The organism is Leptospira semungkisensis (assembly GCF_004770055.1).
In the GTDB taxonomy this organism is placed as follows: Bacteria; Spirochaetota; Leptospiria; order Leptospirales; family Leptospiraceae; genus Leptospira_B; species Leptospira_B semungkisensis.
The window spans coordinates 245,311-272,099 of record NZ_RQEP01000019.1; the positions used below are offsets into that span (position 1 = coordinate 245,311).

Annotated in this window: 26 protein-coding genes and 2 tRNA genes; 6 read left to right on the forward strand and 22 right to left on the reverse strand. The window is 43.1% G+C overall.

Annotation, left to right across the window (positions count from 1 at the left end):
* Positions 1-20: 20 nt before the first annotated feature.
* From clpA to EHO59_RS15495, 4 genes are read right to left on the reverse strand one after another with little or no spacing between them, the layout of a single operon-like run.
* Positions 21-2,258, reverse strand: coding sequence for an ATP-dependent Clp protease ATP-binding subunit ClpA (clpA, locus tag EHO59_RS15480; protein WP_135589365.1), 2,238 nt, complete (start codon positions 2,256-2,258; stop codon positions 21-23).
* Entirely contained in the window at positions 2,255-2,581 is a 327-nt protein-coding gene (clpS, locus tag EHO59_RS15485; protein WP_135589366.1) for an ATP-dependent Clp protease adapter ClpS, read from the reverse strand. Before clpS ends, clpA begins: the two co-directional genes overlap by 4 nt.
* A complete protein-coding gene (locus EHO59_RS15490; RefSeq protein ID WP_135589367.1) occupies positions 2,578-3,747 on the reverse strand; it encodes a GNAT family N-acetyltransferase in 1,170 nt (389 codons plus the stop codon). The genes clpS and EHO59_RS15490 overlap by 4 nt, the downstream gene beginning before the upstream one ends.
* A 3-nt stretch (positions 3,748-3,750) precedes the next feature.
* A complete protein-coding gene (locus EHO59_RS15495; RefSeq protein ID WP_135589368.1) occupies positions 3,751-4,338 on the reverse strand; it encodes an RNA polymerase sigma factor in 588 nt (195 codons plus the stop codon).
* Positions 4,339-4,462: 124 nt separating this feature from the next.
* Between EHO59_RS15495 and EHO59_RS15500 the strand changes: the two genes are divergently transcribed.
* The gene (locus EHO59_RS15500) at positions 4,463-5,086 is read left to right on the forward strand and encodes a DUF1109 family protein (protein ID WP_135589369.1); all 624 of its coding nucleotides are present in this window, start codon (positions 4,463-4,465) and stop codon (positions 5,084-5,086) included.
* 50 nt (positions 5,087-5,136) lie between these two features.
* Here the strand turns inward: EHO59_RS15500 and EHO59_RS15505 are convergent, their stop codons facing one another.
* The 9 genes from EHO59_RS15505 to EHO59_RS15545 all read right to left on the reverse strand — a co-directional run bounded on the left by EHO59_RS15505 (position 5,137) and on the right by EHO59_RS15545 (position 14,779).
* A complete protein-coding gene (locus EHO59_RS15505) occupies positions 5,137-7,017 on the reverse strand; it encodes an AAA domain-containing protein (protein WP_135589370.1) in 1,881 nt (626 codons plus the stop codon).
* Between the two features lie 5 nt (positions 7,018-7,022).
* Positions 7,023-8,024, reverse strand: a complete 1,002-nt coding sequence (locus tag EHO59_RS15510) for a PLP-dependent cysteine synthase family protein (protein ID WP_135589371.1) — start codon at positions 8,022-8,024, stop codon at positions 7,023-7,025.
* A gap of 34 nt (positions 8,025-8,058) precedes the next feature.
* Complete coding sequence (gene leuD, locus EHO59_RS15515) at positions 8,059-8,685, reverse strand: 3-isopropylmalate dehydratase small subunit (protein WP_135589372.1); 627 nt, start codon at positions 8,683-8,685, stop codon at positions 8,059-8,061.
* A gap of 14 nt (positions 8,686-8,699) precedes the next feature.
* On the reverse strand, positions 8,700-10,097 hold the full coding sequence (gene leuC / locus EHO59_RS15520) for a 3-isopropylmalate dehydratase large subunit (RefSeq protein WP_135589373.1): 1,398 nt from the start codon (positions 10,095-10,097) through the stop codon (positions 8,700-8,702).
* 167 nt (positions 10,098-10,264) lie between these two features.
* Positions 10,265-11,737 carry an FHA domain-containing protein gene (locus EHO59_RS15525; RefSeq protein ID WP_135589374.1) on the reverse strand — a complete coding sequence of 491 codons (1,473 nt, stop codon included), beginning with the start codon at positions 11,735-11,737 and terminating at the stop codon, positions 10,265-10,267.
* On the reverse strand, positions 11,721-12,506 hold the full coding sequence (locus EHO59_RS15530) for an ATP-binding cassette domain-containing protein (RefSeq protein WP_135589375.1): 786 nt from the start codon (positions 12,504-12,506) through the stop codon (positions 11,721-11,723). Before EHO59_RS15530 ends, EHO59_RS15525 begins: the two co-directional genes overlap by 17 nt.
* Positions 12,507-12,508: 2 nt before the next feature.
* Complete coding sequence (gene gmhA, locus EHO59_RS15535) at positions 12,509-13,096, reverse strand: D-sedoheptulose 7-phosphate isomerase (protein WP_135589376.1); 588 nt, start codon at positions 13,094-13,096, stop codon at positions 12,509-12,511.
* Positions 13,097-13,098: 2 nt separating this feature from the next.
* Positions 13,099-13,878, reverse strand: a complete 780-nt coding sequence (locus EHO59_RS15540) for an LBBP_01157 family protein (RefSeq protein WP_135589377.1) — start codon at positions 13,876-13,878, stop codon at positions 13,099-13,101.
* A 1-nt stretch (position 13,879) separates the two neighbouring features.
* Complete coding sequence (locus EHO59_RS15545; protein WP_135589378.1) at positions 13,880-14,779, reverse strand: glycosyltransferase family 2 protein; 900 nt, start codon at positions 14,777-14,779, stop codon at positions 13,880-13,882.
* A 57-nt stretch (positions 14,780-14,836) separates the two neighbouring features.
* Between EHO59_RS15545 and EHO59_RS15550 the strand changes: the two genes are divergently transcribed.
* Positions 14,837-16,858 (forward strand): O-antigen ligase family protein, encoded by a 2,022-nt coding sequence (locus EHO59_RS15550; protein ID WP_342776339.1) that lies wholly within the window; start codon positions 14,837-14,839, stop codon positions 16,856-16,858.
* A gap of 4 nt (positions 16,859-16,862) precedes the next feature.
* Here the strand turns inward: EHO59_RS15550 and EHO59_RS15555 are convergent.
* Together EHO59_RS15555 and EHO59_RS15560 are read right to left on the reverse strand one after the other, a co-directional pair.
* A tRNA-Leu gene (locus tag EHO59_RS15555) sits at positions 16,863-16,949 on the reverse strand.
* 18 nt (positions 16,950-16,967) lie between these two features.
* Positions 16,968-17,038: transfer RNA gene (locus tag EHO59_RS15560), tRNA-Cys, on the reverse strand.
* A gap of 60 nt (positions 17,039-17,098) precedes the next feature.
* Here EHO59_RS15560 and EHO59_RS15565 point away from each other — a divergent pair.
* A complete protein-coding gene (locus EHO59_RS15565) occupies positions 17,099-17,551 on the forward strand; it encodes a DUF4505 family protein (protein ID WP_135589379.1) in 453 nt (150 codons plus the stop codon).
* A 29-nt stretch (positions 17,552-17,580) separates the two neighbouring features.
* On the opposite strand, the gene guaA is transcribed toward EHO59_RS15565, so the two are convergent.
* On the reverse strand, positions 17,581-19,392 hold the full coding sequence (gene guaA / locus EHO59_RS15570) for a glutamine-hydrolyzing GMP synthase (RefSeq protein ID WP_135589380.1): 1,812 nt from the start codon (positions 19,390-19,392) through the stop codon (positions 17,581-17,583).
* Positions 19,393-19,484: 92 nt separating this feature from the next.
* Here guaA and queF point away from each other — a divergent pair, with 92 nt between their 5' ends.
* Positions 19,485-19,898 (forward strand): preQ(1) synthase, encoded by a 414-nt coding sequence (queF, locus tag EHO59_RS15575; protein WP_135589381.1) that lies wholly within the window; start codon positions 19,485-19,487, stop codon positions 19,896-19,898.
* Positions 19,898-20,161, forward strand: a complete 264-nt coding sequence (locus EHO59_RS15580; protein ID WP_135589382.1) for a SemiSWEET transporter — start codon at positions 19,898-19,900, stop codon at positions 20,159-20,161. The genes queF and EHO59_RS15580 overlap by 1 nt, the downstream gene beginning before the upstream one ends.
* 52 nt (positions 20,162-20,213) lie before the next feature.
* Here the strand turns inward: EHO59_RS15580 and lsa33 are convergent, their stop codons facing one another.
* The gene (gene lsa33 / locus EHO59_RS15585) at positions 20,214-21,143 is read right to left on the reverse strand and encodes a surface adhesin Lsa33 (RefSeq protein WP_135589383.1); all 930 of its coding nucleotides are present in this window, start codon (positions 21,141-21,143) and stop codon (positions 20,214-20,216) included.
* Positions 21,144-21,391: 248 nt separating this feature from the next.
* Here lsa33 and EHO59_RS15590 point away from each other — a divergent pair, with 248 nt between their 5' ends.
* Entirely contained in the window at positions 21,392-21,610 is a 219-nt protein-coding gene (locus EHO59_RS15590) for a ferredoxin (RefSeq protein ID WP_135589384.1), read from the forward strand.
* Positions 21,611-21,684: 74 nt separating this feature from the next.
* Here the strand turns inward: EHO59_RS15590 and fliM are convergent, their stop codons facing one another.
* The 5 genes from fliM to argH all read right to left on the reverse strand — a co-directional run bounded on the left by fliM (position 21,685) and on the right by argH (position 26,787).
* Entirely contained in the window at positions 21,685-22,710 is a 1,026-nt protein-coding gene (gene fliM, locus EHO59_RS15595) for a flagellar motor switch protein FliM (protein WP_135589385.1), read from the reverse strand.
* Positions 22,707-23,696: a hypothetical protein gene (locus EHO59_RS15600; protein WP_135589838.1), complete on the reverse strand. Its 990-nt coding sequence runs from the start codon at positions 23,694-23,696 to the stop codon at positions 22,707-22,709. Before EHO59_RS15600 ends, fliM begins: the two co-directional genes overlap by 4 nt.
* 130 nt (positions 23,697-23,826) lie before the next feature.
* Entirely contained in the window at positions 23,827-24,435 is a 609-nt protein-coding gene (locus EHO59_RS15605; RefSeq protein ID WP_135589386.1) for a hypothetical protein, read from the reverse strand.
* Positions 24,435-25,334, reverse strand: a complete 900-nt coding sequence (locus tag EHO59_RS15610) for a peptidylprolyl isomerase (protein WP_135589387.1) — start codon at positions 25,332-25,334, stop codon at positions 24,435-24,437. The genes EHO59_RS15605 and EHO59_RS15610 overlap by 1 nt, the downstream gene beginning before the upstream one ends.
* A gap of 37 nt (positions 25,335-25,371) precedes the next feature.
* Positions 25,372-26,787 carry an argininosuccinate lyase gene (gene argH / locus EHO59_RS15615; RefSeq protein WP_135589388.1) on the reverse strand — a complete coding sequence of 472 codons (1,416 nt, stop codon included), beginning with the start codon at positions 26,785-26,787 and terminating at the stop codon, positions 25,372-25,374.
* Positions 26,788-26,789: the final 2 nt, after the last annotated feature.

The following is a 26,789-nucleotide window of genomic DNA, read 5'->3' on the forward strand; positions in this document are numbered from 1 at the left end:
TCCGCGTGAAATCCGTTCTTTCAATTTTTAGAATGAAAAACCAATTTCAGTTCTTCTTCGACGATCTCTAGAGAAGCGATTCCACCGGATTTTAATTCTCCGAACAGAATCTCTTCGGATAACTTTTTGGAGATATTCGAATCTATCCATCTTTGCACAGGTCTTGCTCCAAAGAGAGGATCGTAGGATTTCTTTGCGATCCAACGTAAAACTTCCTCTCCATATTGCAAATGGATATTCTTTTCCTTCAATCGGACTTCGAGTAATTCCAACTGTTTACGTACAACTTTGGATACCACATCTTCTTCTAGATTATTGAATTCGATTACTGCAGTCAGCCTATTTCGGAATTCGGGAGAGAATTGTCTCTCGATCGCCTTGAGGCCACGGTCGACCAAAGCAGTATTATCGAAACCTAATGGATTTGCAGCCCTCTCCCTCGCACCTGTATTTGTGGTCATGATCAGAATGACCTGTTTGAAGTCGGCCTTTCTTCCATTATTGTCCGTAAGAGTAGCATGATCCATGATCTGCAAAAGAATATTATAAATATCTTCATGTGCCTTCTCGATCTCATCCAAAAGAAGAACGCAATGAGGAGTTCTCACGATCGCATCGGTTAACTGGCCTCCTTGTTCAAAGCCAACATAACCCGGAGGAGAACCGATGAGACGAGAAACGGTATGCTTCTCCATGTATTCACTCATGTCGAAACGAATGAATTCCACTCCCAAAATAGCCGCCAATTGCTTAGAAAGTTCCGTCTTACCGACCCCTGTCGGACCGGCAAAAAGAAAGGACCCTACAGGTTTTCCAGGTTCTGAAAGTCCGCTTCTAGAAAGACGGATCGCCTGAACAAGTTCCGTGACCGCCTTGTCCTGTCCGTAGATCTTACGTTTTAATTCTTCGTCTAGAACCTTGAGCTTTTCTCGATCATCCGCTTTTACGGTGCGAGGAGGAACCTTAGAGATCTTAGAGACCAATTCTTCGATCTCCTTAACACTCACTATCTTTGCCTTAGAAGAGGTTCTTAGTTTTACCTTGGCTCCAGCTTCGTCTATTAAATCGATCGCCTTATCCGGAAGTTTACGATCTAGAATATATCTCTCCGCGAGTCTGGCAGCTTCTTCTACCGCTTGAGAAGAATACTTAACGGAGTGGAATTCCTCATATTTCGGAAGAAGACCTTTTAAGATCAGGATCGTTTCTTCTACAGACGGCTCTCCCACTTCCAACTTTTGAAAACGTCTAGAGAGTGCATGATCTTTTTCGAATATAGCCTTGTATTCCTTGTAAGTCGTTGTTCCGATACAACGCAACTCTCCGTTGGAAAGTGCAGGCTTCAATAGATTGGATGCATCTAAGGAACCTCCAGAAACCGCTCCCGCCCCGATAATCGTGTGGATCTCATCCACGAACAGAACATTATTCGGATCCGCAGTAATCGACTGGACTACATTCTTAAGTCTTTCCTCGAATTCTCCTCTGAATTTTGTGCCTGCCAAAAGAAGACCCATATCCAAGGAAAATAATTTAGTGTTTTTTAATACATCCGGAACCTTTCCGGTTACGATCTTAAGTGCAAGACCTTCTACAATTGCGGTTTTACCTACTCCGGCGTCTCCGACAAAAATAGGATTGTTCTTTCTTCTTCTTGCGAGAATATGAATAGTTCTTTCAATCTCTTCTTCTCTACCTACAAGAGGATCTAGTTTTCCGCTGCGAGCCTTTTCGGTCAGGTTCACACAGAAGTCTTTAAGTGCGTCTCCGGATTGGCTCTTGGAGGAATCTTCGTTTGCAGAACCTTCTCCTACCTTTTCTCCCTTTTTGATCCCGTGAGAAATGAAACGAACCACATCGAATCTGGATATATCCTGTCTTGCTAAAAAGAAAACGGCATGAGATTGGTCCTCTCTAAAGATAGAAGCAAGTACATAGCCTCCATCCAAGGTCTTCTTCTGTGTGGATTGCACATGAAATGCTGCTAACTGAAGTACTCTTTGTGCGCCGATGGTATATTCCGGCTCTATCTCTCCGAAACTTTCCGGAACGGATTCCATTTCAGTATCCAAGAATTCCTTCAGTTCGCTACGAAGTTGCTCTATATCTGCGCCGCAGGCTAATAATACTTCTTGGGCAACTGGATCATAAGTTAAGGAAAGAAGAATATGCTCGATCGTAATATATTCATTCCTTCTTCTTAAAGCTTCGGTTCTAGCTTGGTTCAAAGATTTTTCTAGTTCTTCAGATAATGTCATGATTCTTCCTCACCATCCTCGATTTCCATTTGGCAATGAAGAGGATGCCCATGCTCTTCCGCCAATAAATGCGTTTCTCTCACTTTCGTTTGCGCTACTTCTTGGGTATAAACTCCGCAAAGCGCCTTGCCTGTGGTGTGAGCCTTGAGCATGATCTGCTCGCTCTCCACTTGGCTTCTATAAAATACAACTCTTAGGATCCAGACTACGAACTCCATCGGAGTATAATCGTCGTTTAAGATGACGACTCTATACTTAGACGGTCTTTTTAATTTCAGCTTCTCCTTAGTTAGGACCTGTTCTTCCGTCTTTAGCCCGCTCATAACTCTGATCCTTTGAGGCCTTGTTGCTCTTTCAAGGGGGAATGAAGATTAGTCTCCAGTATAATTTCCTTCATATTCATTCTTTCGTTTTCTAAAAAACGTTCAATCGCATTTCGAGCTCCATCATGGAAAATAAAGTGGGAACTGTAGGTTGGAACGGCAGGAAATCCTCTTAAAAACTTCTGCTCTCCCTGAGCGCCCGCTTCGAAGATAGTTAGACCGTTTTGGATGGAGTATTCGATAGGAGAATAATAACAACATTCGAAATGCAGGAATGGAAAATGGTCGATCGATCCCCAATACCTTCCGTACAATTTCTTTCCCTTTCTTAGATTAAAAGTCCCAGCAATTCTCTCTCCGTGTTTCTCTGCTAAGAAAAGTACGATCTTTTCGGAGAATTTTTCACGAATGAGCCGGAAGAATTTTCGATTCAGATACGGAGATCCCCATTTGCGGGAGTAAGTATCAGTGTAAAAGGAATAGATACTATCCATATCTTCTTCTGTGATCTCGTTTCCTTGCTTGACGAGGATGCGGATCCCATCCGAACGAATTGCCTCTCTTTCTCTCCGGATCTGCATTCTCTTCTTAGATTTGAAATCTCCCAGAAAATGCTCAAAGCTTTCATAAGATCGATTGCTCCAATGAAATTGATGAGTGATCCGAGTCGCAAATCCTCTCTTCTCTAAAGCCTTTGCCTCTTCTTCTTCCGTAAAAAGAAAATGGATACTAGAGAGACCTTGTCGTTTTGAATTTGCGATTAACTCAGGAAGTAAGACTTCTACCGCTTCTTCTATAGAAACTCCTTCCCTTCTAAAGATCTTTCTTCCATTCACAGGAGTAAATGGATAAGCAATGAGTCCTTTCGGATAATAAGACAATCCATTCTGCGAGAAGAAATGAGCCCAGGCATGATCGAAGATATACTCTCCGTATGAATCGTATTTGTGATAGAATGCAAGAGCGGAATGTAACCCTTTCTCATCTTCTGCAATTAGATATTCTGGCTGCCAAGAAGTGCGAGAACCAACACAAGAAGAGAGTTCTAAAGAATATAGAAATTCATGATCTGAAAAAGGATTCTCAGGGTCCGCTAAGCGATTCCAATCTTGTGCGGAAATCTCGCTTAGAGAATCGATCCTTCGAGTCTTTGCTTTGGAAGGCATTTTCTATTTCTTGGACGTCTTTGGGTCCTCGCCCGTTCTCTCGGACTCGGAAAAAAACCGCTTCATCTTCTCTATCGATCTATGAACGATCACTTTGACATTGGATTCGGATAGTCCTGTGGTCTGGGAAATCTCTCTTACGGATCTTCCTTCCAACTTGGCCATGGTCAAGATCTGCCTTTGTCTTGGCTCTAGGACACTCAACCAAGATTCCAATCCTTGGACTAGATCCCATTCTTCCTCCGGAGAAGATTTCTCTTCTTGCGGAAATTCTTCCATTTCGGCGAATACGAACCTTTCTCTAGTTCCTGTCTTTCGGATATAATCGATTGTTTTATATCTAGCTATCGAGAAGAACCAGGGAGCAAAGGGTCTTTCCGGTCTATAGGTGATCTTTGCCTTATGGACCCCGATCAGGATGTCTTGGATCAAATCCTCTCTGTCTTCCCAATCCTTTACCTTTTGGCTTAAATAATTGGTCAGAATCTCTCTACATTTGGTCAGAAGAAGTTCGTATTCCCTTGCATCCCCTTCTTGGGCACGGCGCATTCTTTCCGAAAGGATTTCCCAGATTTCTTGCTTACCGACCATGTAACCTTTGACCGTCTTCTCCGAAATATAACACGAGCCTGATCAAGAAAGCTATTCGACTGGATTTTTTAAGGATGTCCAATCTTTCTTACTTTAAAGCGGAAAATCTAAAAAAGGAGGAACAATGTCTAACCCGAAAAACGATAAGACAGACGAACTTATCCGTACCTTAAGTGCAGATCTGCAAAAAGGAAGTTTAAATTTTAATATTCTTTTTCTGTCTTGGCTTGGGCTTTTGGTATCAGGTCTGCTTCTTGGTTGGAGTGTTTCCCTCTTAACGAATCGCCCCGCTTTCTCAGGTTGGTGGCCAGAGCCGGCCCTCGTGATTATCTGGGGAGTCATTACCGGATATTTACTCAGCAAGACTGCTTATCCAGAAGAGAGTTCTATTTGGATTTTCTGGGGAGCAGGTGCTGCGATCTTTCTTTGGATCGGTTTCAATCTATTTCAATTCGCTTCCGATTTCCATATCGAGCATGTTCACATAGGTCCTTGCCCCGTTATTTTAGCTGGTTCGTCCTTGGTCTTAGGAGGAATCGGTTGGTTTGCGATTCGCAAGATGGCAAGCTCTCGTCCCGGACTCTCTGCATTTCTTTTCTTAAGTTTTATCTTTGCAGCATCTAATCTTTGTCTGAAATTTCTTTGCCCAGTCCAAGAGCCGTCTCACGTTTTCTTAGCTCATGTTCTTGCAAGTCTTGCTTGGATCCTTATTTTTTGGATTCCTCTCAAAAAGAAATTCGTCTGGTAAATCTCTGCAATTCTTAGGATGATAAAAAGAAGAAGGATCTTCCCTTCTTCTCAATCCATAAATTCCCAGGCAGTTCTGACTTCTCCGTTCAATTCGACGGACTGCATTAAGTCCTGAAAAAAATCATTTTGGCCGAGTGTCGATCCATCTCCAATCATCACTAGAAGTTTCTTTGCTCGAGTCATTCCCACGTTCCAACGTCTCGTCTCGGAGAGAAATCCGACCTGGCCTTCTTGGTTCGAGCGAACCAAACTGAAAACAACGGCTCCCATCTCTCTTCCCTGGAAGGAATCTACAGTTTCTACTTCTATCTTACTTGCAAGCTCAGGATTCATCTCTTCCAATTTTTGAAGAAGAAGATAACGCTGAAATCTATAAGGAGATATGATAGTAAGCTCTTCTGGTTTCCATCCTGCTTCTATGAGTTTGTTAACAATGGAAATTGTGAACTCAGCTTCCCAAGGATTCCCGAGACTCCCATCTAGATTTTCTTCCGCAGTATCCGTGCCGGAAGTATCCAAGAAAACCAAGCTGGAAGAGAAAGGATATTGGTCCGCAAAAGGAGATGGATTTCTATCTTCTTCCGGAAATCCGGACTTCAGTCTTCCTTCATAGAATTTATGATTGGGAAAGCTCATGATCGGATCGGTCATCCTATATTGAGTATCCAACAGAAAGACTCTATCCTTATCCGGGAAAAGACCGATCAGTCTCTCCATTAGAGAAACTTTAAGTAAAGGATCATCAGAAAGAACTGTTGGTGGAAGCTGAAAAGGATCTCCTGCAATCACCACTTTTTCCGCCTTTAAGATCGGAAGCCAAGAAGAAGGTTCTATCGCCTGGCTACCCTCATCTAAGATCGCATAATCAAATTTCTTATTTTCTAAAAGATAAGAAGAAGCTCCAGTATGAGTGCAAACGATCACAGGATGAGAATCGAGTAAGTATTGGACCAACACTTTCTGTCTGGACTTAATCCCTTTTCTAAGTTGGTCCGCTTCTTTATATAGAGCCTTTCTTTCCTCTGCTTCTTCTTTGCCGAAACTTCTCTTGAACTTACGCGCCTTCTTTAATAATTCCTGAACTTCCTTTCGGTCCCTTTCGATCAGCTTTGCCTCCGGATGAGAAGAAAGCTTGAATTCCATCGAGTTCTGAAGAATGTTCTGGCTGATCCGTGCAGGGTGTCCTAAGCGAAGCACGGAAACTCCAAGCTCTACTAAACATTCCACTAAAAGATCTGAGGCAGAATTCGTAGGTGCTGAAGCTAGGATCTTTTTATCTTGTGCGACTAAAAGACGGATCGCTTCTACGATGGTCTTGGTTTTTCCGGTTCCGGGAGGACCATGCACTAGTATAAAGTCCTCAGTTTGTAAGATCGCCGAAACTGCGTTCTTCTGAGACCTATTCAATTTTTCTGATATACCGGAAAGAGTCTTAAAGTTAGGAGAGGTGATCTTGATCTGATCCGAGAAAAGATCCGCAAAGAATTTTGCGCGAGTTCCTTTTTCTGCAGTGAGGACTTTTTCTAAACCCTTATCCCATTCTTTAAAACTTGTCTCATCGGGTAGAATTTCTAATGCGAGCTTCCCCTCTTCTACCCATTCGGGTACCTCGTCCATATAAACGATATAAGAGTCTTCATTTGCTTTTAAAAGAACGGTAGGATATTCTTCCGATTCCTTTACGATACGCACCGGAGTTCCTGTTCGAAACAGTTCCGGTATATTCTTTTCTTTGGTGGGTTTGAGAACTACCTTCCAATTTCCATCGGCGCTTAATTCAGCATCCTCGAATACCAATGGAAAAACAGTGAGCCCATTTTGGATCCTTTGGTTTAGATCCGAATCGGCTAATTCTGCCTTGTAACGATCTAGCTCTGCCTTTCTTTCTTTTTTGAGAGATTCTCTTAAGGACTCGTAATGAGATCCCATGCTTTTTAGAGACGATCTGGAGATAAGACTACGATCTTGTAGCTAGGAGTCTTTTGGTCCTCTCTAGTAGGAAGACTCTCTGCATAATGAATTGCCGAGGCCAAAGTGGTTCCTGTCGTAAGCCCCGCAAAGATACCTTCTTTTTGATAGAGCTCGGATTGATAACGAAGTGCTTCTTCTCTGTCCACACCTATATATTGATCGGTAACCTTCGGATCGAAAGACTCAGGAAGTCGAATGCTTGCGTCTCCCTGCACCATCTTACGGATGAATCTAGAATTCTTACTCACTCCCATGATCACACGAAGAGAAGGTTTCTTGCTTTTTAGGAATCGCCCAACACCAGAAAGAGTTCCACCGGAACCTCCTCCTGCTACGAACGCATCCACATTCCCGGCAAGGTCTCTCCAGATTTCCGGTCCAGTAAATAGGAAATGAGCATTGGTATTTGCCATGTCCTTGAATTCATTTAGGATAACTGTATTCTTATCTTTTTCTTTAGCAGCTTTTGCAGTTTCAAGAAGGGAATCGTCCCAATTTCCTTTTGCAAGTTGAACCACTTCTACAGAGGCACCATACGCCTTCAGTTCCTTGATCTTTTCCTGCTCAGTGTCTGGAGCGAGATATACTTTGAATTTATACTGACGAATCGCAGCAATCCAAGCGAGAGAAATTGCTGTGGTATTATAGCCCGCTTGCAGGATATGCCCGCCTGGCTTCAGTTCTCCCCTTCTTTCAGCAGCAAGCACCATAGAAAGAGCGGTTCTATCTTTCACACTTCCGGTAGGATTGCAAAACTCAGCTTTTAGATAGATTTCGACATTCGGGATATGAGAACCGATCTGATTCAAACGGATCAAAGGAGTATTGCCGATCATCTGCAATACATTCTCTTTGATCGGCTTCGCTACGCTAAGCTCTCTTCCGAATACATTTTGGACATTATTGAGGGCACCGAGTAGGCTATTGCCGAACTCGTCGATGGAACGGGAAATCTCGTCAAACATAGTCTCTCTTCTTGCGCCCTTCTATCCAAGATCTTTATTTTTTGGAAGCGTATAACCAAGGAACGTCTTTACGGTTTTGGTCTTCGTACAATTTGATCTTCGCCTCGTGCTGAAGTGTTAAACCGATATCATCCAGTCCATTATACAAACAATATTTTCTAAAAGAATCTACTTCGAAAGAATAAACGTTTCCGGAAGGACTGATCACATTCTGCTTATCCAAGTCGATCTTGATCTTTGCACCCGGGGTTTTTTCCACGATTTTAAAGATCTCTTCGACTTCTTCTGCCTTTAATACAACAGGCAGCATTCCATTTTTGAAACAATTATTATAAAAGATGTCGGCATAAGAAGGAGCAATGATCGCTCTAAATCCGTAATCTTCCAAGGCCCAAGGAGCATGCTCTCTCGAGGATCCACATCCGAAATTGTCCCTGGTAACGAGTACCGAGGCTCCCTTGTAACGGTCCAGGTTTAAGCTGAACTCTGGATTTGGTTTAGTGCCCTCGTCGTCCAAGTATCTCCAGTCATGGAATAAGTGGATCCCGAATCCGGTTCTTTCAATCTTCTTTAAGAATTGCTTAGGGATGATCTGGTCAGTATCTATATTCGGGCGATCGATCAGAACTGCGAGACCTTCGTGTTGGGTAAATGCTTTCATTCTTCTCTATCTCCTTATTTCCAAGAACGGATATCTACGAAATGACCTTCGATCGCGGCAGCTGCTGCCATTGCAGGACCGACTAGGTGGGTTCTTCCCCCTTTACCTTGTCTTCCCTCGAAGTTACGATTGGAAGTGGAAGCACATCTGTCTCCCGGAGAAAGAACATCATCATTCATAGCAAGACACATAGAACAACCTGGCTGTCTCCATTCGAAACCCGCTTCTACGAAGATCTTGTCCAGACCTTCTTGTTCCGCCTGGCGTTTTACTCTTCCGGATCCTGGAACTACAATTGCTTGCACCTTAGAAGAGACTTTCTTTCCTTTTACGGTAGAAGCTGCCACTCTTAGATCTTCAATCCTCGAGTTCGTGCAAGAACCGATAAAGACCTTATTGACTGTTACTTCTTCCAGCTTTTGTCCAGGACTCAGGTCCATGTATTTAAGTGCGTTCTCGATGCTTATCTTTTCCACTGGATCAGAAGCGTCCTTAGGATCAGGAACGACTCCGGTAACAGGGACGACTTGTCCTGGAGAAGTTCCCCAGGTAACTTGAGGAGCGATGTCCTCTGCTTTCAATACGATGCTAGTGTCGAACTTAGCGCCTTCGTCAGTCACATAACGTTTCCATTTCTGGAGAGCGAGTTCCCATTCCGCACCCTTAGGCGCAAAGTCTCTATCTTTTAGATAATCAAAAGTAATTTGGTCCGGAGCGATGAGTCCCGCACGAGCACCAGCTTCGATCGACATATTGCAGACTGTCATACGAGCTTCCATACTAAGGGAAGAAATCGCAGATCCTCTGTATTCGATTACGTATCCGGTCGCTCCACCTGTGCCTATTTTTCCGATGATTGCGAGAACGATATCCTTCGCGGTCACATGGGGAGATAATTTTCCGTCTACTCGGATCTCCATTGTCTTCGCTCTTCTTTGCAGAAGAGTTTGAGTGGCAAGCACGTGCTCCACTTCGGATGTTCCAATACCGAAGGCAAGAGCTCCAAAGGCTCCATGAGTAGAAGTATGAGAGTCGCCGCAGACAATTGTCATCCCAGGATGAGTCAGTCCCATCTCAGGAGCGATCACGTGAATGATCCCTTGGTCCGGGTGATTTAGATCGTATAATGTGATCCCGTTCTCCTCACAATTCTTCATGAGAGTTTTCATCTGATTTGCAGAGATAGGATCTGCTAATTCTAAATCACGAATGCGAGTGGAAACATTGTGGTCCATAGTCGCGAAAGTAGCTTCCGGACGACGAACTTTTCTAGACGCCATACGAAGGCCGTCAAAAGCCTGGGGGCTTGTTACCTCGTGAATGAGGTGGCGATCTATATAGAGAAGGTAGGAGCCCCCTTCCAATTCGCCGACCAGATGGTCTTCCCAGATTTTTTCGAACATCGTTTTCATGGTGTGCAGATCCCCCAGGGGGTAATAAAAGATAAAGATTAGACTCCGGATCCGATCCGGCAGGAAGAGCTAAGATTTCCAGACTTTCGGAAGAGTCTCTCTTCCATGCTAAAAAGTAGCGGTTTTTCGTAAAGAAGGTTCCGAAAGAGAGACTCCGATTTGCTTCTCTACTTCCCTCTAAATACTAGAAGAGCTTTGCCTATGCCGATCTCGTCGAAATCGTACAAGATACGGGGCCTAAGCACTTTCTTACCATTTAAGAATGTGCCCGCCTCGGAGACCAGATCATAGAGTATGTATCTATTTCTGACTTTTCGGATCCGAGCGTGGTTTTTACTCACGGATTGCTCGTATAAAACCAGATCACATAGATCCGAATTCCCGATCGTCGTTTCTGCTCTTCCTAATGAATACTGTTTGCCAGGATTTCTTCCCTCTTTCAGGACAAGGGTTGCCTTTTCATAGGCCTCTCCTTCTTCGAATTCCTTTAGGGCGATTGGATGAGAGCGTTCCGTTTCGATCCGGTCTTCTTCGGAGTACACCAATTGGTATTGGTTGCCGTACATTTTTCGATACGCATCTTGCTCGTCTTCAATGGTATGCAATCTTTCTTCCGGGCTCACAGAACCTTCCGGTTGTTTCTTTCCCTTCCTCCAAACTAGAAGAAGAGCAACCAAGGTAAGAAAAACTAAAAAGCCTAGGCTCGGTAAAAAGATAGAAGGATGTAAGAGAAAGGTTCTGATCCGAGTGCCAAATGGAATATCGTATGCAAAAGTCAATCTTCTGGAACTCTTCGTTTCCAATTCGACTTGCACCGCACCGTCTCCCTGAAATTGCCATTCGTCTTGGAAGGGAGAATCGTAGGTCAAAGACCAAGGCTTCTTTCTAAAGTAATTCTGGTCAGAAAGAAGTTGGCTTCTAAAATCTGCACTGGTGAGAGAATAGAATTCTCCTCCATATCTCTTTGCTAGATATTTGGCTCCGGTAGAAGCGAAAGAAAGCACATGGACGGGAACATTTCGAGTGTATTCTCCGTTTTGTGCCTCGGAAGAAGGGATCAAATCCCTATCGTAAAATAATACCAACACATAATCGTTTTCTTGCAAACGAGGAGAGATCTTTTGAAATACATAGTCCAGATTAGAAGAAGTATTCCTGTTGGATTTTCCTCCGGGAACCTTGGCTTCTTTTAAGGCGTCCGATTTTCCTAGATCTTCCTTGGATAGAAATACATCGTCTGTAAAGAATACGAAACTGAATCTGTCTTCGGGCTCGCCTCTTTCTACGATCGTCTTAATGATCTCTGTGGCCTGCATATTATGATCGAAAGAGTCGGTCATCTGAGTGACCAGATAGAAATGAACTGGTCTTGTGCCGTCCGGTCTTTCCACCTTGCTCGGCCCGACTCTACGAGAACGATTTTCCTTATGCTCGGAAAGAGAAAGAATCTCCTTATCTAAGGAAAGTCCCCTACTTGCTCTGAGTCGTACTTCTACCTTAGGATAATCGGAAATATCAAAGTCTTCTAAAATAAGGCTCTCCGCTCCAACAAACAATGGAAAAGCGAATAGTAAGAAAAATACGAAACGAAAGAAGACCCCAGATCGCATGGCGTTACGCAATTTAAGCAAAATTTTCATCCAAGGCAAACAGTTTTCTTGCGTACTCCGAATTCGGTTCCCAGCCGGATCCTGTTTTACTCAGAGTTTCTACTTTCTGTCCGGACCTCATTACAGTTATAGTATCGGCGAGTTCCCTCGCGGAACTAAGATCGTGGCTGATAAATAGAAGCCCGGCTCCCGATCCTTGGATGCGAGTTTTGAGAAGATCCAAAATCCCTTTGCCTGTCTCCGGGTCCAAAGCAGAAGTAGGTTCGTCTGCCAGGATCAGTTCCGCTTTAGAATACACCGAAAGTAATACTAAAACTCTCTGTCTTTCTCCTCCGGACAATTGATGAGGACGGGAATCCCAGGCCCCTTCCGGATCAATCAATCCGAATTCTCTTAATAATCGGATCCCTTCTTCCCTTCCGGAAAGGGATGGATCGATGAGAGAAAAATATTCTCTCATCTGCGAACCGATGCTTAAGAAAGGATGTAGTCCGATAGCTGCACTTTGGGGAATGAGACTGATCTTTCTTCCCCGCCAATCTTTCCAAGCATGGAAATCACCGGAGGGGATCTCTTTTTCGAAGATAGAAAACTTCTTCCAGGTTGCATGTAAATTCTTTGGAAGAAGCCCAAGCACTGTATTCGCAAATGTAGACTTGCCGCTTCCCGACTCGCCCACTAGTGCATGGATCTCACCCTTACGGATCAGAAAATCGAATTCCCGCAAAATGGAAGAAGACTCCGAGATTACGGAAAGGTTTTGGCAATTCAGGATCTCTTCCGAATCAGAGCGTAGCAAGTTCAGCTCAATTGAAATAGTTCCTGTTCTATGATGGAACAGAGGATATGACCGATTAAAATATGGGACTCTTGGATTCTGGCAGTTTCCTTTCTAGGAATGATTATATCAAGATCTGCCATTCCTTTTAATTTTCCTCCGTCTCCACCCAAGAATGAAATCGTTTTCATTCCTAATTTCTTGGCAGCTTCCGTAGCAGAGATCACATTTTTAGAATTCCCGCTCGTAGAAAGGCCAATCAAAAGATCTCCCGGTTTACCGAATGCTTGCACTTGTCTAGAGAACACTTCCTCATATCCGTAATCGTTGGAACAAGCAGTGAGTACCGCAGAATCGGAAGACAATGAAATCGCAGGAAGTGCTCTTCTTTCATTTCCGGATTTGTAGCGAACTACAAGCTCGGCTGCAATATGAGAAGCATCGCAGGAGGATCCACCATTTCCGCAAAACAGGATCATATTCCCATTTTCTAATACTTTAGAAGCAATTTGACCGGCCTGAACGATCTCAGGAAGTAACGTATCCAGCACATCTTTTTTGGTCTGGATAGAATCTAGGATTTGTTTGGAAGCGATCTCTTTTAAGTCCATATTCACTTTTCCTTTTTAGACCGGATTTTGGAGAGCACAAGTTCGAATTCTTTCTTTGCGGAATCGAATTCGTAGAGAGTTAAATTTTCAGAATGAGGAGAGTTTCTGTTCCCACTTACATTCAAGAAATACAGTTCCTTAGAAACGATCTGTCTGATTCTTTCCGAAGAATTCGCCTGAAAGAAATCTTCGAATTCTTTGCCTAAGAAAATAAGAAGAATGGCGGTTGTGCTTGGACGAAGATTGATTACGATCTGCTGCTTCCAAATCGCTTCCCAAGTTAAGATCTCCTTCCAAGAATCGACAGAACGTTTTAGATCCGGCTCTTCTTCTAAAACAGACCAGGACTCCTCATCCCAATTCGGAGTATTCAAGCCGGAAAGAATGGTCTTTAGGCTCTTATGATCTCCGCCCAAAAGTCTGTTTAGATCAGCTTCTCCTAAAAATACTACTCCGCTTATTTTGCCGTTTTGTTCAGTCAGATAATTCCCAGTAGAGATCACGAGTGAATACTCTCTGCCTGACTTTTCTTTTCCTTCTAAACGGAAAAGATGCCTATTATTTTTGGTAAGTTTTAAGGCAGTGGATTCGAATACGGTTCCGGAAGGTTTCTTTCGAGTCACAAAGAAGCGATCCGCTTTTTCTCGAAGGTCCTTTAATTCCCAAGTATATCCCCTGCTCTCTCTTACGATTTCCTTTTCATTTTCCGGAAGGACATTCTTCTTCTTTCTCCAGAAAAAGATCTTATTCCAGAAACTTGACTTTTTCTTTTTAGAAGCCATCTTATTTTCCGTAATCTTTTCTAAGATTGGAAGGTCGATCGATCAGCTTTTTGCCGAGCTCATAGACCTTTGCTTCCTTTAAGAAAGTGGAATATGCAGAAGAAACAGCAATCGCAAATCCAGGAAAACCGTCCAGAAAGCCGAACTTGAACAGATAAATCTCCAGGAATTTCCCGAAAGGTTTGGTGATCGTTCTCAGAATGGAAAAACGTTTCTTCTTATTGAATCTAGTCCAAGCAACGATGGAAGAGAATTTATTGATCGTGTCTACTTGTTGAGAAAGATCTGTAAAACTGTAGTGAAGGATATCACCCTTTACTTTTCTGCCTTTTCCTTCGACGACTAGATAGTCATGCGGATTCTCTCCGGCCCAAACCGCCTTGGATTTTCGAATCACCCTAAACTTTGTCTGAGGATACCAACCGGAGAAACGGATAAACCTTCCCATATGAAAGGTCAACCTAGAGACTTTTAGACCATTGTATTTCGGATCGTCCGGAACAGATAAGAAATCCCGAAGAGAAGATCTAAGCTCCTCGCTCAGTCTTTCATCCGCATCTAGAGAAAGGATCCACTCATTCTTGCAGAGAGAGATCGCGTCATTCTTCTGTTCCACATGTCCTTTAAAACTCTGGGAAGAAAATCGGACCTCAGGAAAGGATTTACTGATCTCCTTTGTGCCGTCTGTGCTGTTTGAATCCAAGACGATGATCTCATCCGCTATATCTCGGCAAGAACGAATGCAATCCCCGATATTCGATTCTTCATTATAGGTGATAATTGCTACGGAGAGTTTTTTCAGGAATCTTTCTCGGTTCGAATCCAGGCTAAGTTGCGATCCGGCTTTTTTTTTCCTTTTTTTAGGAGAAGGAGTCTCCTTTGCTTTAGAAGTTTCTGTCATGAGCTTGTTGCCTGGCGAAAAGGCGGATACTTTCCTAAAATAGGAGCTTTTCCTTCTTTGTCAGCGGTTTTTTCTGGAAATATACTTGGAAAAAGAAAAGCTGGGGAACCTGTGAATCTCATTCGATCGGACAGAATTTCCAGGATCTCAGAATCCGTTTCCTTCTATTCCTTACTCTATTTCTTAGTTGCGTTTCCGCTCTCCGTTTCGGCTTCTCAAGTTCTTGCCGGGCTTTGCATTTTTTCCTTCCTATTTTCCTTGAGAGAGAACGGGCCTAAACTCAAGCAATATCTTTTGCCTTGGGCTTTCATCTTAGGTGCCTACTTCTTGGTATTTCTTTCCTCTCTTGTTCATTTCCAGGAGTATTCTCATTTCTGGAAAACATTCACTAGACAATCGGAAGCAGGAGATTTTTGGTTAGCGCTTATCTTTCCGATTGCTGCCTTTCATTCCTCCAAGGAAGAAAACCAGAAAAAGATCTATCAGTTTCTATGGATCTCATTCTCTCTCTTGCTACTCAGCGGAATTGCATCCGTATTCAGCGAATACAGACTGGGCAAATTTATCTCTAACGGATTTCATCCTGCGCCCGGAGATAGAAGACAGCATCCCGCAGGACCGCTTTTCGGTTTTCAAACCTATTTGCCGATCGGGTTAATGAACACTCACTTAACCTACGGAGGTCTGCTTTCCTTTTACCTTCCCGGAATCCTTCTCCTTACTTTTCAATCTCTCAAAGAGAAGAAGGTTCCGAAAATCCTATTTCTTTCCATTCTATCTTTCTTAAGTCTTTGGGTATTTCTCTTAAACCAAAGCAAGTCTGCTTGGCTTGGGATCGCCGCAGTGTTCGGATTCGTTTTGCTCGGATCCCAAGAGTCGTTTAGGGCAATTCTTTCTAAGATACAACTCAAAAGAGCTCTTGTAATTCTATTGCTAGTCTGTATTGCGGGGATTAGCATTCGCTTCCTATATCAAAAGAATTGGCTTCTTCAAAGAACTGTTTCTCAACTCACAGAAATACAAACTCCTGAAAATCAAAGGTATTGGATCTATAAGCTGAGTCTTCCTCTTCTTATAAAAAATCCGATCTTGGGAGTTGGAGGAGGAAGATTTAAAGAAGAAAGTACAAAAGAAGAAGTACCTCTGATCACAGCTCAAGAGCAATTATGGTACGAGCTATATATCACTCCGAACAAGCATGCTCACAATGATCTATTGGAATTCGCAATTGTAGGAGGCTGGGCTTCAGCCATTCTTTGGATTCTATTCTTTTATCTTTTATTCAAAAGAATAGATTCTGATAAATTAGTAAAAGGAAGTTTTCCTCTCTTAGGGATAGGTTTCATTTGGGTTGCTGGATTCTTTCAATGCTACCTTCTGGATGACGAAGTGGCCCTTCCCTTTTTTGCTCTCGCAGGAATACTTTGGGGAAGAGGAAAAAAAATCGAGTCTAAGCCTTCTCCATTTGCCCTGGCATTTATCTGCATTACATTTTTATTAAATACTGGATTCTGGATTTGGAGACTAAGCACTCCATTCCAGCTCGCCTACGCAAGACAAATCTTTGCAGAATCTTCTCATTATACCAAGAAATTAGAAAAAGCTGTATTTCCTTTTAGATCAGCTTCGGAAGAAAGGGAAAAAAGACTGACACAGTCGATCGAGGTTTCTTCTAAAGAAGCGGGTTCCGAATTCTATTTAGAAGGCTGCCTCACTCATAGATATCCGAATCCTGCAAAGCTTAGAGAAGAACCGTATTCGATTGGGTTTTATATTTCTCCTACCGCAAAGAATCCTCCTAAGAAAGTACGGATCATCGTTTTCTCAGAAGAATCTTTTGATGAGGACAAACTTTATTGGTCGCATAGAAAATTCGACCTTGGATCTGAGGAGTTGAACCTAGGCTCCGGTTGGGACTCCTATGTCTGGAAAGAAAGCATAGGACTCTCTAAGATTACGATCTTTCCTGATATCGTATTCTTTCGGAGCTTTAAAATCCGATTTGCGGATTTTGATCCGGAAAAACCGGTCCAAATCCCCGCAATCGATCTCGGAGATCTATGCGATTTTAAACTTTGAAGATTGGTACCTGGAGCGGGACTTGAACCCGCACGAGCGTGAACTCACAGGATTTTAAGTCCTGGGTGTCTACCGATTCCACCATCCAGGCGTTTCAAGAGACTCTGGCAGGCGTCGCCCGGATTCGAACCGGGGGTCAAGCTTTTGCAGAGCCATGCCTTACCACTTGGCTACGACGCCGTTATGAGGTATGATTTTGTTCCTAGGCAAGGTGTCAATAGAAAACTGGAGGAAGGACAATTGAGGAAGTATTTCTACCAAATCGATTCTCACGGAAAAGTCTTTCACGAGAATTCGGAACTAATCGATCCTAGTTTTCTGGACTTTTTTCTGACTAGACTCCGCAAGAATCGAACAGGAGAACATTCCGAATATCCGTATGTTTCCCCTTGTGGTCAGGAATTGAATTTCGTCAGCACTTCCCATTATCCGATCGTATTTCATTCTCTCAAAAACGAAAAACTATATTACGGAGGAAAGGGAGGGATAGATTTTCATCCAGAGAATCTTAGACTTGATCCTCAGGATATTTTGATTTACCCGTTTTCAGAAGATATTTGGGGACGGATCGCAACCGAGATCATTTTAGATCAGAATACGGATTGGGAAGAAACCGAGAAAGGATGGAAACTTCTTTGGAAAGGAAAGGAATTTTTCATCCAAAGAAAAGATCCTTCTCTCTCAGAATTATAAATGAGCGCAAGACTCGGAACAAATCCGAATCATTCCCACTCGATCGTGCCAGGCGGCTTATTTGTAAGATCGTAAAATACGTAATCGATCTCCGGGATTTTTAGGATCTCGGTGACTAATTCTTCTAAGATCTCTTTTTCCAAATGGAAGAAGCTTGCAGTCATCGCTTCTTGCGAATCCACAGGTCTTAAGACGATACTTCTTTTTCCAGCCTGGGATCCAACAGGCAGAAGAACGACCGGCATTTGCCAGATCCGATCATATACCTTCCTTTTCTGTAGGATATTCTCTACGATTGCATCCGCTTCTCTCAGTAGATCAGAATCCTTTTTGTCTAGGTCGATCTTTTGAAAAGAGAAAGAGAGAGAGTTAAGTTCCTGGACTTTGTGTTTCAGAAGCAACACAACCCGATTGATAGAAGAGATCTTATTCGTGATCGAAGTGGAGATCTTGTCCAACTCCTCCCAAGTTTTCTCTCCTACGATAGTAGCGCAATGAGCATAAGACCTCTGGTCTCCTTTGACTCCTACGGAAGCTACTGGTATCAATCTTCCTTGCAGAGAAGGATCCGATCCCAGAAACTCATCCAATTCTTTTTGAACGGAATCACTTAAAGACTTCTCTTGAGCGATCATTCTGACTACAAGTCCAGGTCCAGGAAAAGGATGTCTGTTTGTCCATTCCATAGGCAAACCCAAGAAGCTTCCTAATTCACGAACCTCATCCTTGTAAAGATCCTTGATCGGTTCTACGATCTTTCCCTCTTCCATCAGCTTTTGGATGGCCTCTACTCTATTATGATGAGTTTTGATTGTATGAGAATGTTTAGTGCCACCGCTTTCGATGGTATCCGGATAGATGGTCCCTTGGCCAAGAAGCCACTCTTCGGAATTCAATCCCAGTTCTCTCGCGCAATCTGCTTGGGCTTCTAAGAATAGATTCCCAACGATCTTGCGTTTTTCTTCCGGATCTGTTTTTCCTTTCAATCTGGAATAGAATAGCTCGGAAGCATCATGCACATGCAATTGGATCCCTTGGGGAGCAAGTTTGGACTGAAGATTGGAAACTTCATCCTTTCTCATAAAGCCAGTGTCGATCAAGACCCCAAAAACTCTATCCTTGCCAAGCGCGCGAGACAGTAAAAGATAAGATACGGTTGAATCCACTCCACCGGAAACGAGTAAGAAAACTTTCTTGTCGGAAGGGATCGTCTGAAGCAGTTCTTTTTCTTTTTGGTCTAGGAATTGTTTTAAATTCCAGGTTCCTTCGGCCCCTGCGATCCGGACAAAGTTCTCTAAAAGAACGCTTCCTTTTTCAGTATGAGTTACTTCCGGATGAAGCTGGATGCCGAACCATTTTCTGTCCTGATTCTCAACTACTGCAAACTGACAGTCATGGCTAGACGCTGTTCTTGTAAATCCAGGAGGAAGTTTAGTGACCTCGTCTCCATGGCTCATCCAAACGACTTCTCCGCCTTTGAATCCCCTCAATAATTCGGTCTTGGAAGTATCAATAAAATCTAATGCAGCTCTTCCGTATTCCGCGTTACCTGCCTTCACTTCCCCGCCGAGAAGTTTCATCATTAGCTGATGTCCGTAGCAGATCCCGAGCACAGGCAATCCAAGTTCTAATACCTTTTCGGATAAGGAAGGAGAATCCTTTTCATATACGCTTTCCGGTCCACCGGAGAGGATTAATCCGGAAAGTCCCGAATAGGTTTCTAAAGATTCGTCATTACTCAGTATTTCAGAGTAAGCGCCCAGTCGCCGGATTCTAGAGGCAATCAAATGAGCATACTGCCCACCGAAATCTACGATACCTATGGTATTTTGGCGCTTCATTTCAGTAAAATCCTAGTGCTTCGTTTTGGAACTCGGGTGTAAAAAGATTCCCAGAGAGAAAGTCCGGAAAACTCTGGTTCTTAGAGGGAATCATGAGCCACGAGCAAGAGTCGACCGGAATTTCCACTTACGAGGGAAGACAGGATCATATCCCAAGCCTGAGACTTCCTGAGATAGAATCTTTCGCCAATGTTTATGAGGGGAAGGATTACACAATCGATTTTACCATTCCCGAATTTACAGCGGTTTGCCCTAAGACTGGATTGCCCGATTTCGGAGTAATCGAGATCAGTTATATTCCTAAAGCCAAATGTATAGAGCTGAAGTCTTTAAAAGAGTATATTCTAGCGTACAGAAATCTTGGCATCTTTCACGAGAATGTTGTGAATCATATTTTAGAAGATCTGGTCCAGTCTATTGATCCTAAATATATACTGGTCAAAGGGGATTATAATATCAGAGGCGGGATCAAAACAATAGTCACAAGAGAATACGGTTCTCGTTAATGGATCCTATCTCTTGGTTAGGCTTTACAGCCTGCACACTGACTACTCTTGCATTCGTTCCTCAAGTGATTAAGGTCGTATTAGACAAAAGAACCAGAGATATTTCTAGAAATATGTATCTAGTACTTTCCGTGGGAGTTTTCTTCTGGCTCTGTTACGGATTTCTAAAGAATGATTACCCTATTATTCTCGCGAATATCTTCACTCTGATTTTTGCTTTGATCATTCTATTCTACAAACTCAGATCCACGGACGAAGAATAAAAAAGCCGCTCTTACGAACGGCTTTTTCAACTAGAAGTCTTTAGACGTTTCTTTATTTAGGAGCTGCTTGGTCTTTCAAAGACTTGCGCTGGTTCTCCAATTCTTTCTTCGCGTCGTCCATAGAAGATTTTACTTTGTCCTTCTCTTCTTGAGCGGACTTTTTAATAGCTTCTTTCTCTTCTTTTCCGGCGTTCTTAGTGTCTTCTAAGAGTTTGCGATTTTCTTCTTTAGCACCTTCGATGAGATCTTTATTCCTTTGCTTTTGGTCTTCTAAACCTTGGAGAATTCTTGCTTTATTCTCTTGGAAGTCCTTTAAGATCTCTTGGATCCTTGCTCTTTGCTCTTCAGTGATAGACTGAACGGTAGCTGCGTCGCTTTTCAACTCGTTCAATTCATCATCAGTTAAAGGAGCTTCTTTCAGGTCATTCCCGTCAGCACTTACTCCTTCGCCAGAATCTGCTACTGCCACCTTGCTAGGATCATCCGCATCAGTGACCTCAACTGCACCGTTGGAAACACGAGTGCTAGTGCCCTTTCCGGTCTCCTCTACGATGAATTCGGTTCCTCGAACGGAAGCCACGGAAGTAGGAGTAGAAACGGTGAACTTACTTGTTTTGCTAAGTTTGGTATCCACTTTGGAGAATACTTTTCCTTTGATTAGACCGAAATCCGTAAAGACTTCTCCATTCGCAGAGTCTACGAATATCTTTTTAAGTACTAAGCTAGTATTCTCTTTAATACGAACGAGGACTCCCTCGGCTAATTGAAGATCCGCATAGGAATCTTTTCCGGTCTCAATCTTGTCTTCCGGAAGTAAGAAAGTATCTACGGAAACTGGTTTTTCTTTTCCAGTCTTATCGAAAATTTTTACGGTCCCTTTAGAGAAGGTGATCACACCTCCTTGGAGGTCCTCTTTTGCTTTTTTACAATCTGAAAAAACAATCGCGAGGGCCAGGAAACAGGCAATAGCTATCCGTTTCATGTAGTTCCAATTCTCCCTTGATGAAATGGTTTGGGGAAGGATATCGATGAAATAAATTTCCGTCCACATTTTTACTTAGGGGTTTTTTGAATTATTCGGATCCTTTGCAGCGGAAACAAAAAGAAGATACTTCTTGCCTGAGACCCACTTTCAGCTGTAGAATTTGCTCTGAAAAGGTATTGCGCTCCTACCCATGGCTGGAAATTGTAGCCCTAGACCGCTATCGACAAGTTCCGAGGAGAAACAGAATGAGCAAAATAGCCTACGTAGATAAAGACAACTGTACTTCTTGCAACCAGTGCGCAGATAACCTGCCTAAATACTTTCAAATGGACGATAACGATACTTCCGAAACTCATATCGGTGGAGAGAATGTAAACCAAGCTCCCATCCCTGAAGAGGATTGGAAAACCGTTCAGAAAGAAATGGACGAATGTCCAGGCGAATGCATCCACTGGAAAAAGTAACCAGTACTATATAAGACAAGATCTTATGTGCAAAGCGGGAATCCTTCCCGCTTTTTTTATGCCTTATGAGAAGATCAGTATTCTTGTTCTGATCTTGTGGATCCGAGTAGTTCGTCCGGAATATCTTCCACTCGATCACCGATCTGGATAGCGAGTCTGTTCCCTACTCTACCAGGAAGACATTTGAACTTCTTACGTTCTCCCACTTTCACGAGCATATCGGATCTAGTGGTCGTGTTTTCTAACTTCACTACGTCTCCGACTGTCAGGTTCATAAAGTCCATGATGGAAATATCCACAGAACCAACTTCTGCGATAACAGGGATCTGCACTTGATCCAATCGTTCTTGGATGATGGCACGGTTCTCGTCCAATTCACCTTTACGAATGGAGGAATACCAGTACTGAGCGGATAACTTGTTAATGATCGGCTCGATGGTAATATAAGGAATACAAAGGTTGGTTAATCCTTCTACCTCTCCGATCTTGGTTTCCAAGTTGATCAAAACCACCATGTCATTCGGAGGAACTACCTGAGCGAACTGAGGGTTCGTTTCAATGTTTCCTAAACGAGGACGCAAATCGATCACTGTGGACCAAGCTTCCCTCATGTTTCCAAGAATACGAACTATGATCCCCTCCATTACGCTCATCTCTATCTCGGAAAGCTCTCGGGAAATCTTGGCAGTCTCTCCCTTTCCACCGAATAGACGATCAATGATCGTAAAGGAAATAGAAGGGTCTATCTCGAGGATTGCAGATCCCCTCAGTGGATCCATATTGATCACAGCAAGTGTTGTAGGGTTAGGAATGGAGCGAATGAATTCTTCGTATGTTAACTGATCCACCGCAGCCACATGCACATGCACCAATGCTCGCAACTGAGCGGAAAGTCCAGTGGTTGCTAAACACGCGAATGTCTCGTGCATCATTTGAAGAGTACGGATCTGGTCTTTTGAGAATTTATCCGGACGCTTGAAGTCGTAGATCTTGACCTTTTTCTGTTCTCCAACGGAAGAATATTCGTCTTCCGCCACTTCTCCGCTGGAGATCGCGTTTAAGAGTGCGTCGATTTCGTCTTGCGATAATATCTCGGTCATTTTCTTACCTTTGCTAGCAGATTCGCCACTTTCCAAAACTGTCCGGAATCTTCCGGAACCCTTCTCAGAGTAAATTCGTACTCGTAGCGAACAGGGATCTTATTCACCCTTCTCTCTACTGCCACACGGACCTTGGAGAGATTGGAACTTACCTTTTCCACTCCCAGGATCTTGTAATATTGTAGCACGCCGGATCTATTCTCCGAGAGATAATTTCTAAATTCTTCTAGAACGAAATCCTTTTCTGCCTCTTCTGCTTGTTGCCAATCCTTGGCATATCTATCATACGCGAGTATATATTCCGGGAAATGGATCCATTTGAAATGAAGCTTCCAATTTTGCTTCTTCTCTGCACCCATGAAAAGATGGATCACCTCTTCCGGTTCTAGGCCATCCGTTTGAGGATCTTGGTAAGGAACTCCAGGAAGGATCCAATCCTTCTTTCTTTCCTCTACGCTAAAATATGGATGGCTCTCGGAACGAATGAAATGATCTCCATATTCGGAGATATTTGGATAAAAATACGCAGTTACAAAATACTTCTTTCCGGCTTCCAATTCATAGATCCGATCCAATCGAATCTCCTTGGAGAAGGTTTCGTCCTTATGAAGAATGATCTCTTTGACCTCGTCCCCTACTAAGTTCTCTACCTTATTTCTTCTTCTTAAAACCGGATCCTGCTTTGGCTCTTCTTCCAGTTTTGTGACAGTTCTTCCGTCTTCGTCACGGACGAGTACTTGGAAGGAACGTAGATCCTTTCCATACGGAAAGATCCGTAAGACTTCATTGCCTGTGTTCTTCACGGAGAGAACGGCAGAGACCGGTTCCTTTTCCCTGAACTGCATTTTTGGGATCTTGATATCTACGATCCCTTGGGCCTGGATATAGTTTTCGGAAACTTCTCCTCTTGCATTCCGATTCGGATACGCATTCAGACTGGCGCCTGTCAAAATTAAAGTAATACTGATTAGAAGAATTCGATCCATTCCAAGTGCCGATCGATCCGGAATCATTCGTCCCGGAAACGATAAAAGTTTTCCTACTCTCCTTTACCCTTCGGCAGGAATTCTTGAAATCCATCCAAAAATCCCCATTTTTCAGGTCAAAATCGTAGGTTTAGGCTCCGGCATCCTCTATGATATAGTCGGCGATCCGGATGAGTCTTCCGAGTACCGGCTTTAGTTTGATGTACTCTTGTAAGTTTTCTTCGTATTTCTCCAGGATGGGAGAAACAAGTCCTACTGCTTTCGGAGAAAGATTCAAACTACCAATATTGGATTCGGAGAGTTTATCCGTAGATTCCAGACCTTCTAGGAATTTAGAGATTTCCTTGAACATGGACTCGTCTGCCCTATCGTTCTTTTCGAAATTGGATTCTATTTTTAGAATATAGTCAGTAAGAGTCTGTTTGAGTCGGACTTCTTCTTCATTTGCCCTTCTCTTTGAGGTGATCGTGTTTACCTTACTATAGCGAGCCATCGCCTCCTCGTAGGTTTGGCCTAGGGATTGGCGATTTTCCTGAACTACTCGGATCAAAAGTATGATCGATCTGAAATCCCAGGCGGTATCCTTCTTGGATCGAATCTCCCTTAAAAGTGTAGCGCCTTCGGTATCTCCTATATTCAGTTTGGATAATATTTCTAGAATTCTACCCGTGGAAGCAGCAGCATGGATCTCTCGGGCTACCGAAAGAAATATAGGATTCTGTTCCAGGGCAGATCTCATTATTTTTGTTCTCTATGGTCGAAGATTAAAACCCTGCGGATCGTAGTCTTGCCATTTCCGGAGGCAATGATCTTATCGATCACATCCGAACCGCTTATGATCTGTCCAAAAACAGTATGCAGTCCATCCAAATGCGGGGTATCTACTTGGTTCACAAAGAACTGAGAGCCGTTTGTATTCGGTCCGGCATTCGCCATTGCCAAGGCTCCTTTGATCGCCTTGTGGCTATTGACCACTTCATTATAACGATATCCTAATCGATAGAGAACTTCCATAACGGAGAGTCCTTTTGCTTTTTCAAAATTGCTCTCTAACTCTTCTTTTCTGTCTTCAAATTCTTTTTGGCTACGAATCCCCAATTCTTGGGTTACATATCTTTGCAGATAGCTCATATAATAAGGAACTTGTCCGATCTTTTGTTTATCTAACCCTAAGCTTCTGGCGTTGATCTCATCCGCAAATTTGTATCCAGGAGTTCCGGATCCGTCTCCGTAAGGACATCCACCTTGGATCATGAAATTCTCAATCACTCTATGAAAGGTCAATCCATCGTAGAAAGGACGTTTTTGAGGCTGCCCATTCCTTAAGGTGAATTCCTTCTCTCCTTGAGCCAGGTCTATGAAATTCTGAACGGTATAAGGAGCATCCTTATCGAATAGTTCAAATACCATATCTCCTTGAGAAGTTTGAAGAACCGCATAAATTGCTTTCTTTTCTGGAAGAGCATATTTTGCTATTTCAGTCTTCTTCACGGTCACGTTTAAAGGCTTATATGTTTCAGGAGTATATCTCAACTCGGAGTACGGATTCGCTTTGCATGCAAAGGAGAATAATAAGGGCAAGAGTCCCAAGATGAGTTGTTTGTAGGAACTCCTACGAATCGAAGATATTTGCTTCATGCTATATTCCTTTTAGATGATCCAACCATGGATTTGTTCAATGTTTAGAAGATGATTCCAGACTTTTTTTTGCTAGTTCCAATTGCTCTAGTTGTCTGGATCTAGCAGTTCCACCGTAACTCGCTTTTTTGTCAGCGGATAATTCCAAACTGACCGCTTTTTGGTATTCCTCTCCTGAGAAATGAGAAGAGATCTTTATCCGAACTTCTTCAGGAACAGTAAAAAGATTTTCCTTTCTCTCCACACATTCCGAAACAAGTCTTCCAACTAATTCGTGAGCGGTCCTAAATGCGATTTTCTTTTCTCCCACAAGAAAATCTGCAAGATCTGTTGCAGTCGCAAATCCTTCTTTCAAAGAACGTTCTCCCCTTTCTGGACGGAATTGCATCTCGGAAACCATCGCCTCCAATCCTTCTAAACTGATAAGTACCGTCTCGACAGCATCGAATACGGCCAGCTTGTCTTCTTGCAGATCTCTATTATAAGTAAGAGGAAGCCCCTTTAGTAGTCCGATTAGATGATTCAGATTTCCTGTGACTCTTGCCGATTTTCCTCGGATCAATTCCGCAATATCAGGATTCTTCTTTTGGGGCATGATAGAAGAACCAGTTGTCAAAGAATCTGGCAGTCGAATTAATCCGAATTCCTGAGAAGAATAGAGGATAATATCTTCGCAAAACCTAGACGCGTGCAGCATAGTTTGAGTAGCTGCGAATAAGAACTGTAAGAGATGATCTCTGCTCGCAACCGCGTCCATGCTATTCGGAGAGATCCCATTCGTTCTCAATTCGGACGCGAGAAAATCCCGATCGTTTTGGTAATTCACTCCAGCCATGGCGCCGGAACCTAGCACGAGTAAATTCGCACTCTCTTGCGCAAACCGAAAGAATTCTGCATCCCGAGTGAACATCCAGAAATAAGCGAGTAGAAAATGAGAGGCACGGACAGGTTGAGCCACCTGCAAGTGAGTGTAGCCTGGAATGATCGTATCTACATTCTCGCCGGCTCTTGTATATAATGCTTTTCTTAAGGACTCCAAACGATCCAAGATCTCTTCGATCCTGTTCCTAACATAGAGGCGTGTATCCTGGGCCACCTGATCATTTCTAGATCTTGCGGTATGAAGTTTCTTTCCGACTTCTCCTTTGAGTTCTGTGAGTCTGGATTCGATATGCATGTGAATATCTTCTAGCTCGGAACTAAATTTGAAGTTTCCGGATTCTATCTCGGACTCTACTTGGGAGAGACCTTCTAGGATCTGCTTTAACTCTTCTGCATTTAGGATGCCGATCTTATGCAGCATCTTAGCGTGAGCCCTGCTACCTTCTAGATCTTCCTTGTATAATTTTTGGTCAAAGGAAACGGATTCCCCTATCCTTTCCATAATGGGAGACGCGGATTGTTTGAATCTACCTCCCCAAAGTTTGCCTGTGCCTTCTTCTTTTTTTTGCATCG

Bases quoted from the DNA above. Each gene is read 5' to 3' on its own strand.
- clpA (WP_135589365.1), bottom strand. From the start codon at position 2,258: ATGACATTATCTGAAGAACTAGAAAAATCTTTGAACCAAGCTAGAACC.
- clpS (WP_135589366.1), bottom strand. From the start codon at position 2,581: ATGAGCGGGCTAAAGACGGAAGAACAGGTCCTAACTAAGGAGAAGCTG.
- EHO59_RS15490 (WP_135589367.1), bottom strand. From the start codon at position 3,747: ATGCCTTCCAAAGCAAAGACTCGAAGGATCGATTCTCTAAGCGAGATT.
- EHO59_RS15495 (WP_135589368.1), bottom strand. From the start codon at position 4,338: ATGGTCGGTAAGCAAGAAATCTGGGAAATCCTTTCGGAAAGAATGCGC.
- EHO59_RS15500 (WP_135589369.1), top strand. From the start codon at position 4,463: ATGTCTAACCCGAAAAACGATAAGACAGACGAACTTATCCGTACCTTA.
- EHO59_RS15505 (WP_135589370.1), bottom strand. From the start codon at position 7,017: ATGGGATCTCATTACGAGTCCTTAAGAGAATCTCTCAAAAAAGAAAGA.
- EHO59_RS15510 (WP_135589371.1), bottom strand. From the start codon at position 8,024: ATGTTTGACGAGATTTCCCGTTCCATCGACGAGTTCGGCAATAGCCTA.
- leuD (WP_135589372.1), bottom strand. From the start codon at position 8,685: ATGAAAGCATTTACCCAACACGAAGGTCTCGCAGTTCTGATCGATCGC.
- leuC (WP_135589373.1), bottom strand. From the start codon at position 10,097: ATGAAAACGATGTTCGAAAAAATCTGGGAAGACCATCTGGTCGGCGAA.
- EHO59_RS15525 (WP_135589374.1), bottom strand. From the start codon at position 11,737: ATGAAAATTTTGCTTAAATTGCGTAACGCCATGCGATCTGGGGTCTTC.
- gmhA (WP_135589376.1), bottom strand. From the start codon at position 13,096: ATGGACTTAAAAGAGATCGCTTCCAAACAAATCCTAGATTCTATCCAG.
- EHO59_RS15540 (WP_135589377.1), bottom strand. From the start codon at position 13,878: ATGGCTTCTAAAAAGAAAAAGTCAAGTTTCTGGAATAAGATCTTTTTC.
- EHO59_RS15545 (WP_135589378.1), bottom strand. From the start codon at position 14,779: ATGACAGAAACTTCTAAAGCAAAGGAGACTCCTTCTCCTAAAAAAAGG.
- guaA (WP_135589380.1), bottom strand. From the start codon at position 19,392: ATGAAGCGCCAAAATACCATAGGTATCGTAGATTTCGGTGGGCAGTAT.
- queF (WP_135589381.1), top strand. From the start codon at position 19,485: ATGAGCCACGAGCAAGAGTCGACCGGAATTTCCACTTACGAGGGAAGA.
- EHO59_RS15580 (WP_135589382.1), top strand. From the start codon at position 19,898: ATGGATCCTATCTCTTGGTTAGGCTTTACAGCCTGCACACTGACTACT.
- lsa33 (WP_135589383.1), bottom strand. From the start codon at position 21,143: ATGAAACGGATAGCTATTGCCTGTTTCCTGGCCCTCGCGATTGTTTTT.
- EHO59_RS15590 (WP_135589384.1), top strand. From the start codon at position 21,392: ATGAGCAAAATAGCCTACGTAGATAAAGACAACTGTACTTCTTGCAAC.
- fliM (WP_135589385.1), bottom strand. From the start codon at position 22,710: ATGACCGAGATATTATCGCAAGACGAAATCGACGCACTCTTAAACGCG.
- EHO59_RS15600 (WP_135589838.1), bottom strand. From the start codon at position 23,696: ATGGATCGAATTCTTCTAATCAGTATTACTTTAATTTTGACAGGCGCC.
- EHO59_RS15605 (WP_135589386.1), bottom strand. From the start codon at position 24,435: ATGAGATCTGCCCTGGAACAGAATCCTATATTTCTTTCGGTAGCCCGA.
- EHO59_RS15610 (WP_135589387.1), bottom strand. From the start codon at position 25,334: ATGAAGCAAATATCTTCGATTCGTAGGAGTTCCTACAAACAACTCATC.
- argH (WP_135589388.1), bottom strand. From the start codon at position 26,787: ATGCAAAAAAAAGAAGAAGGCACAGGCAAACTTTGGGGAGGTAGATTC.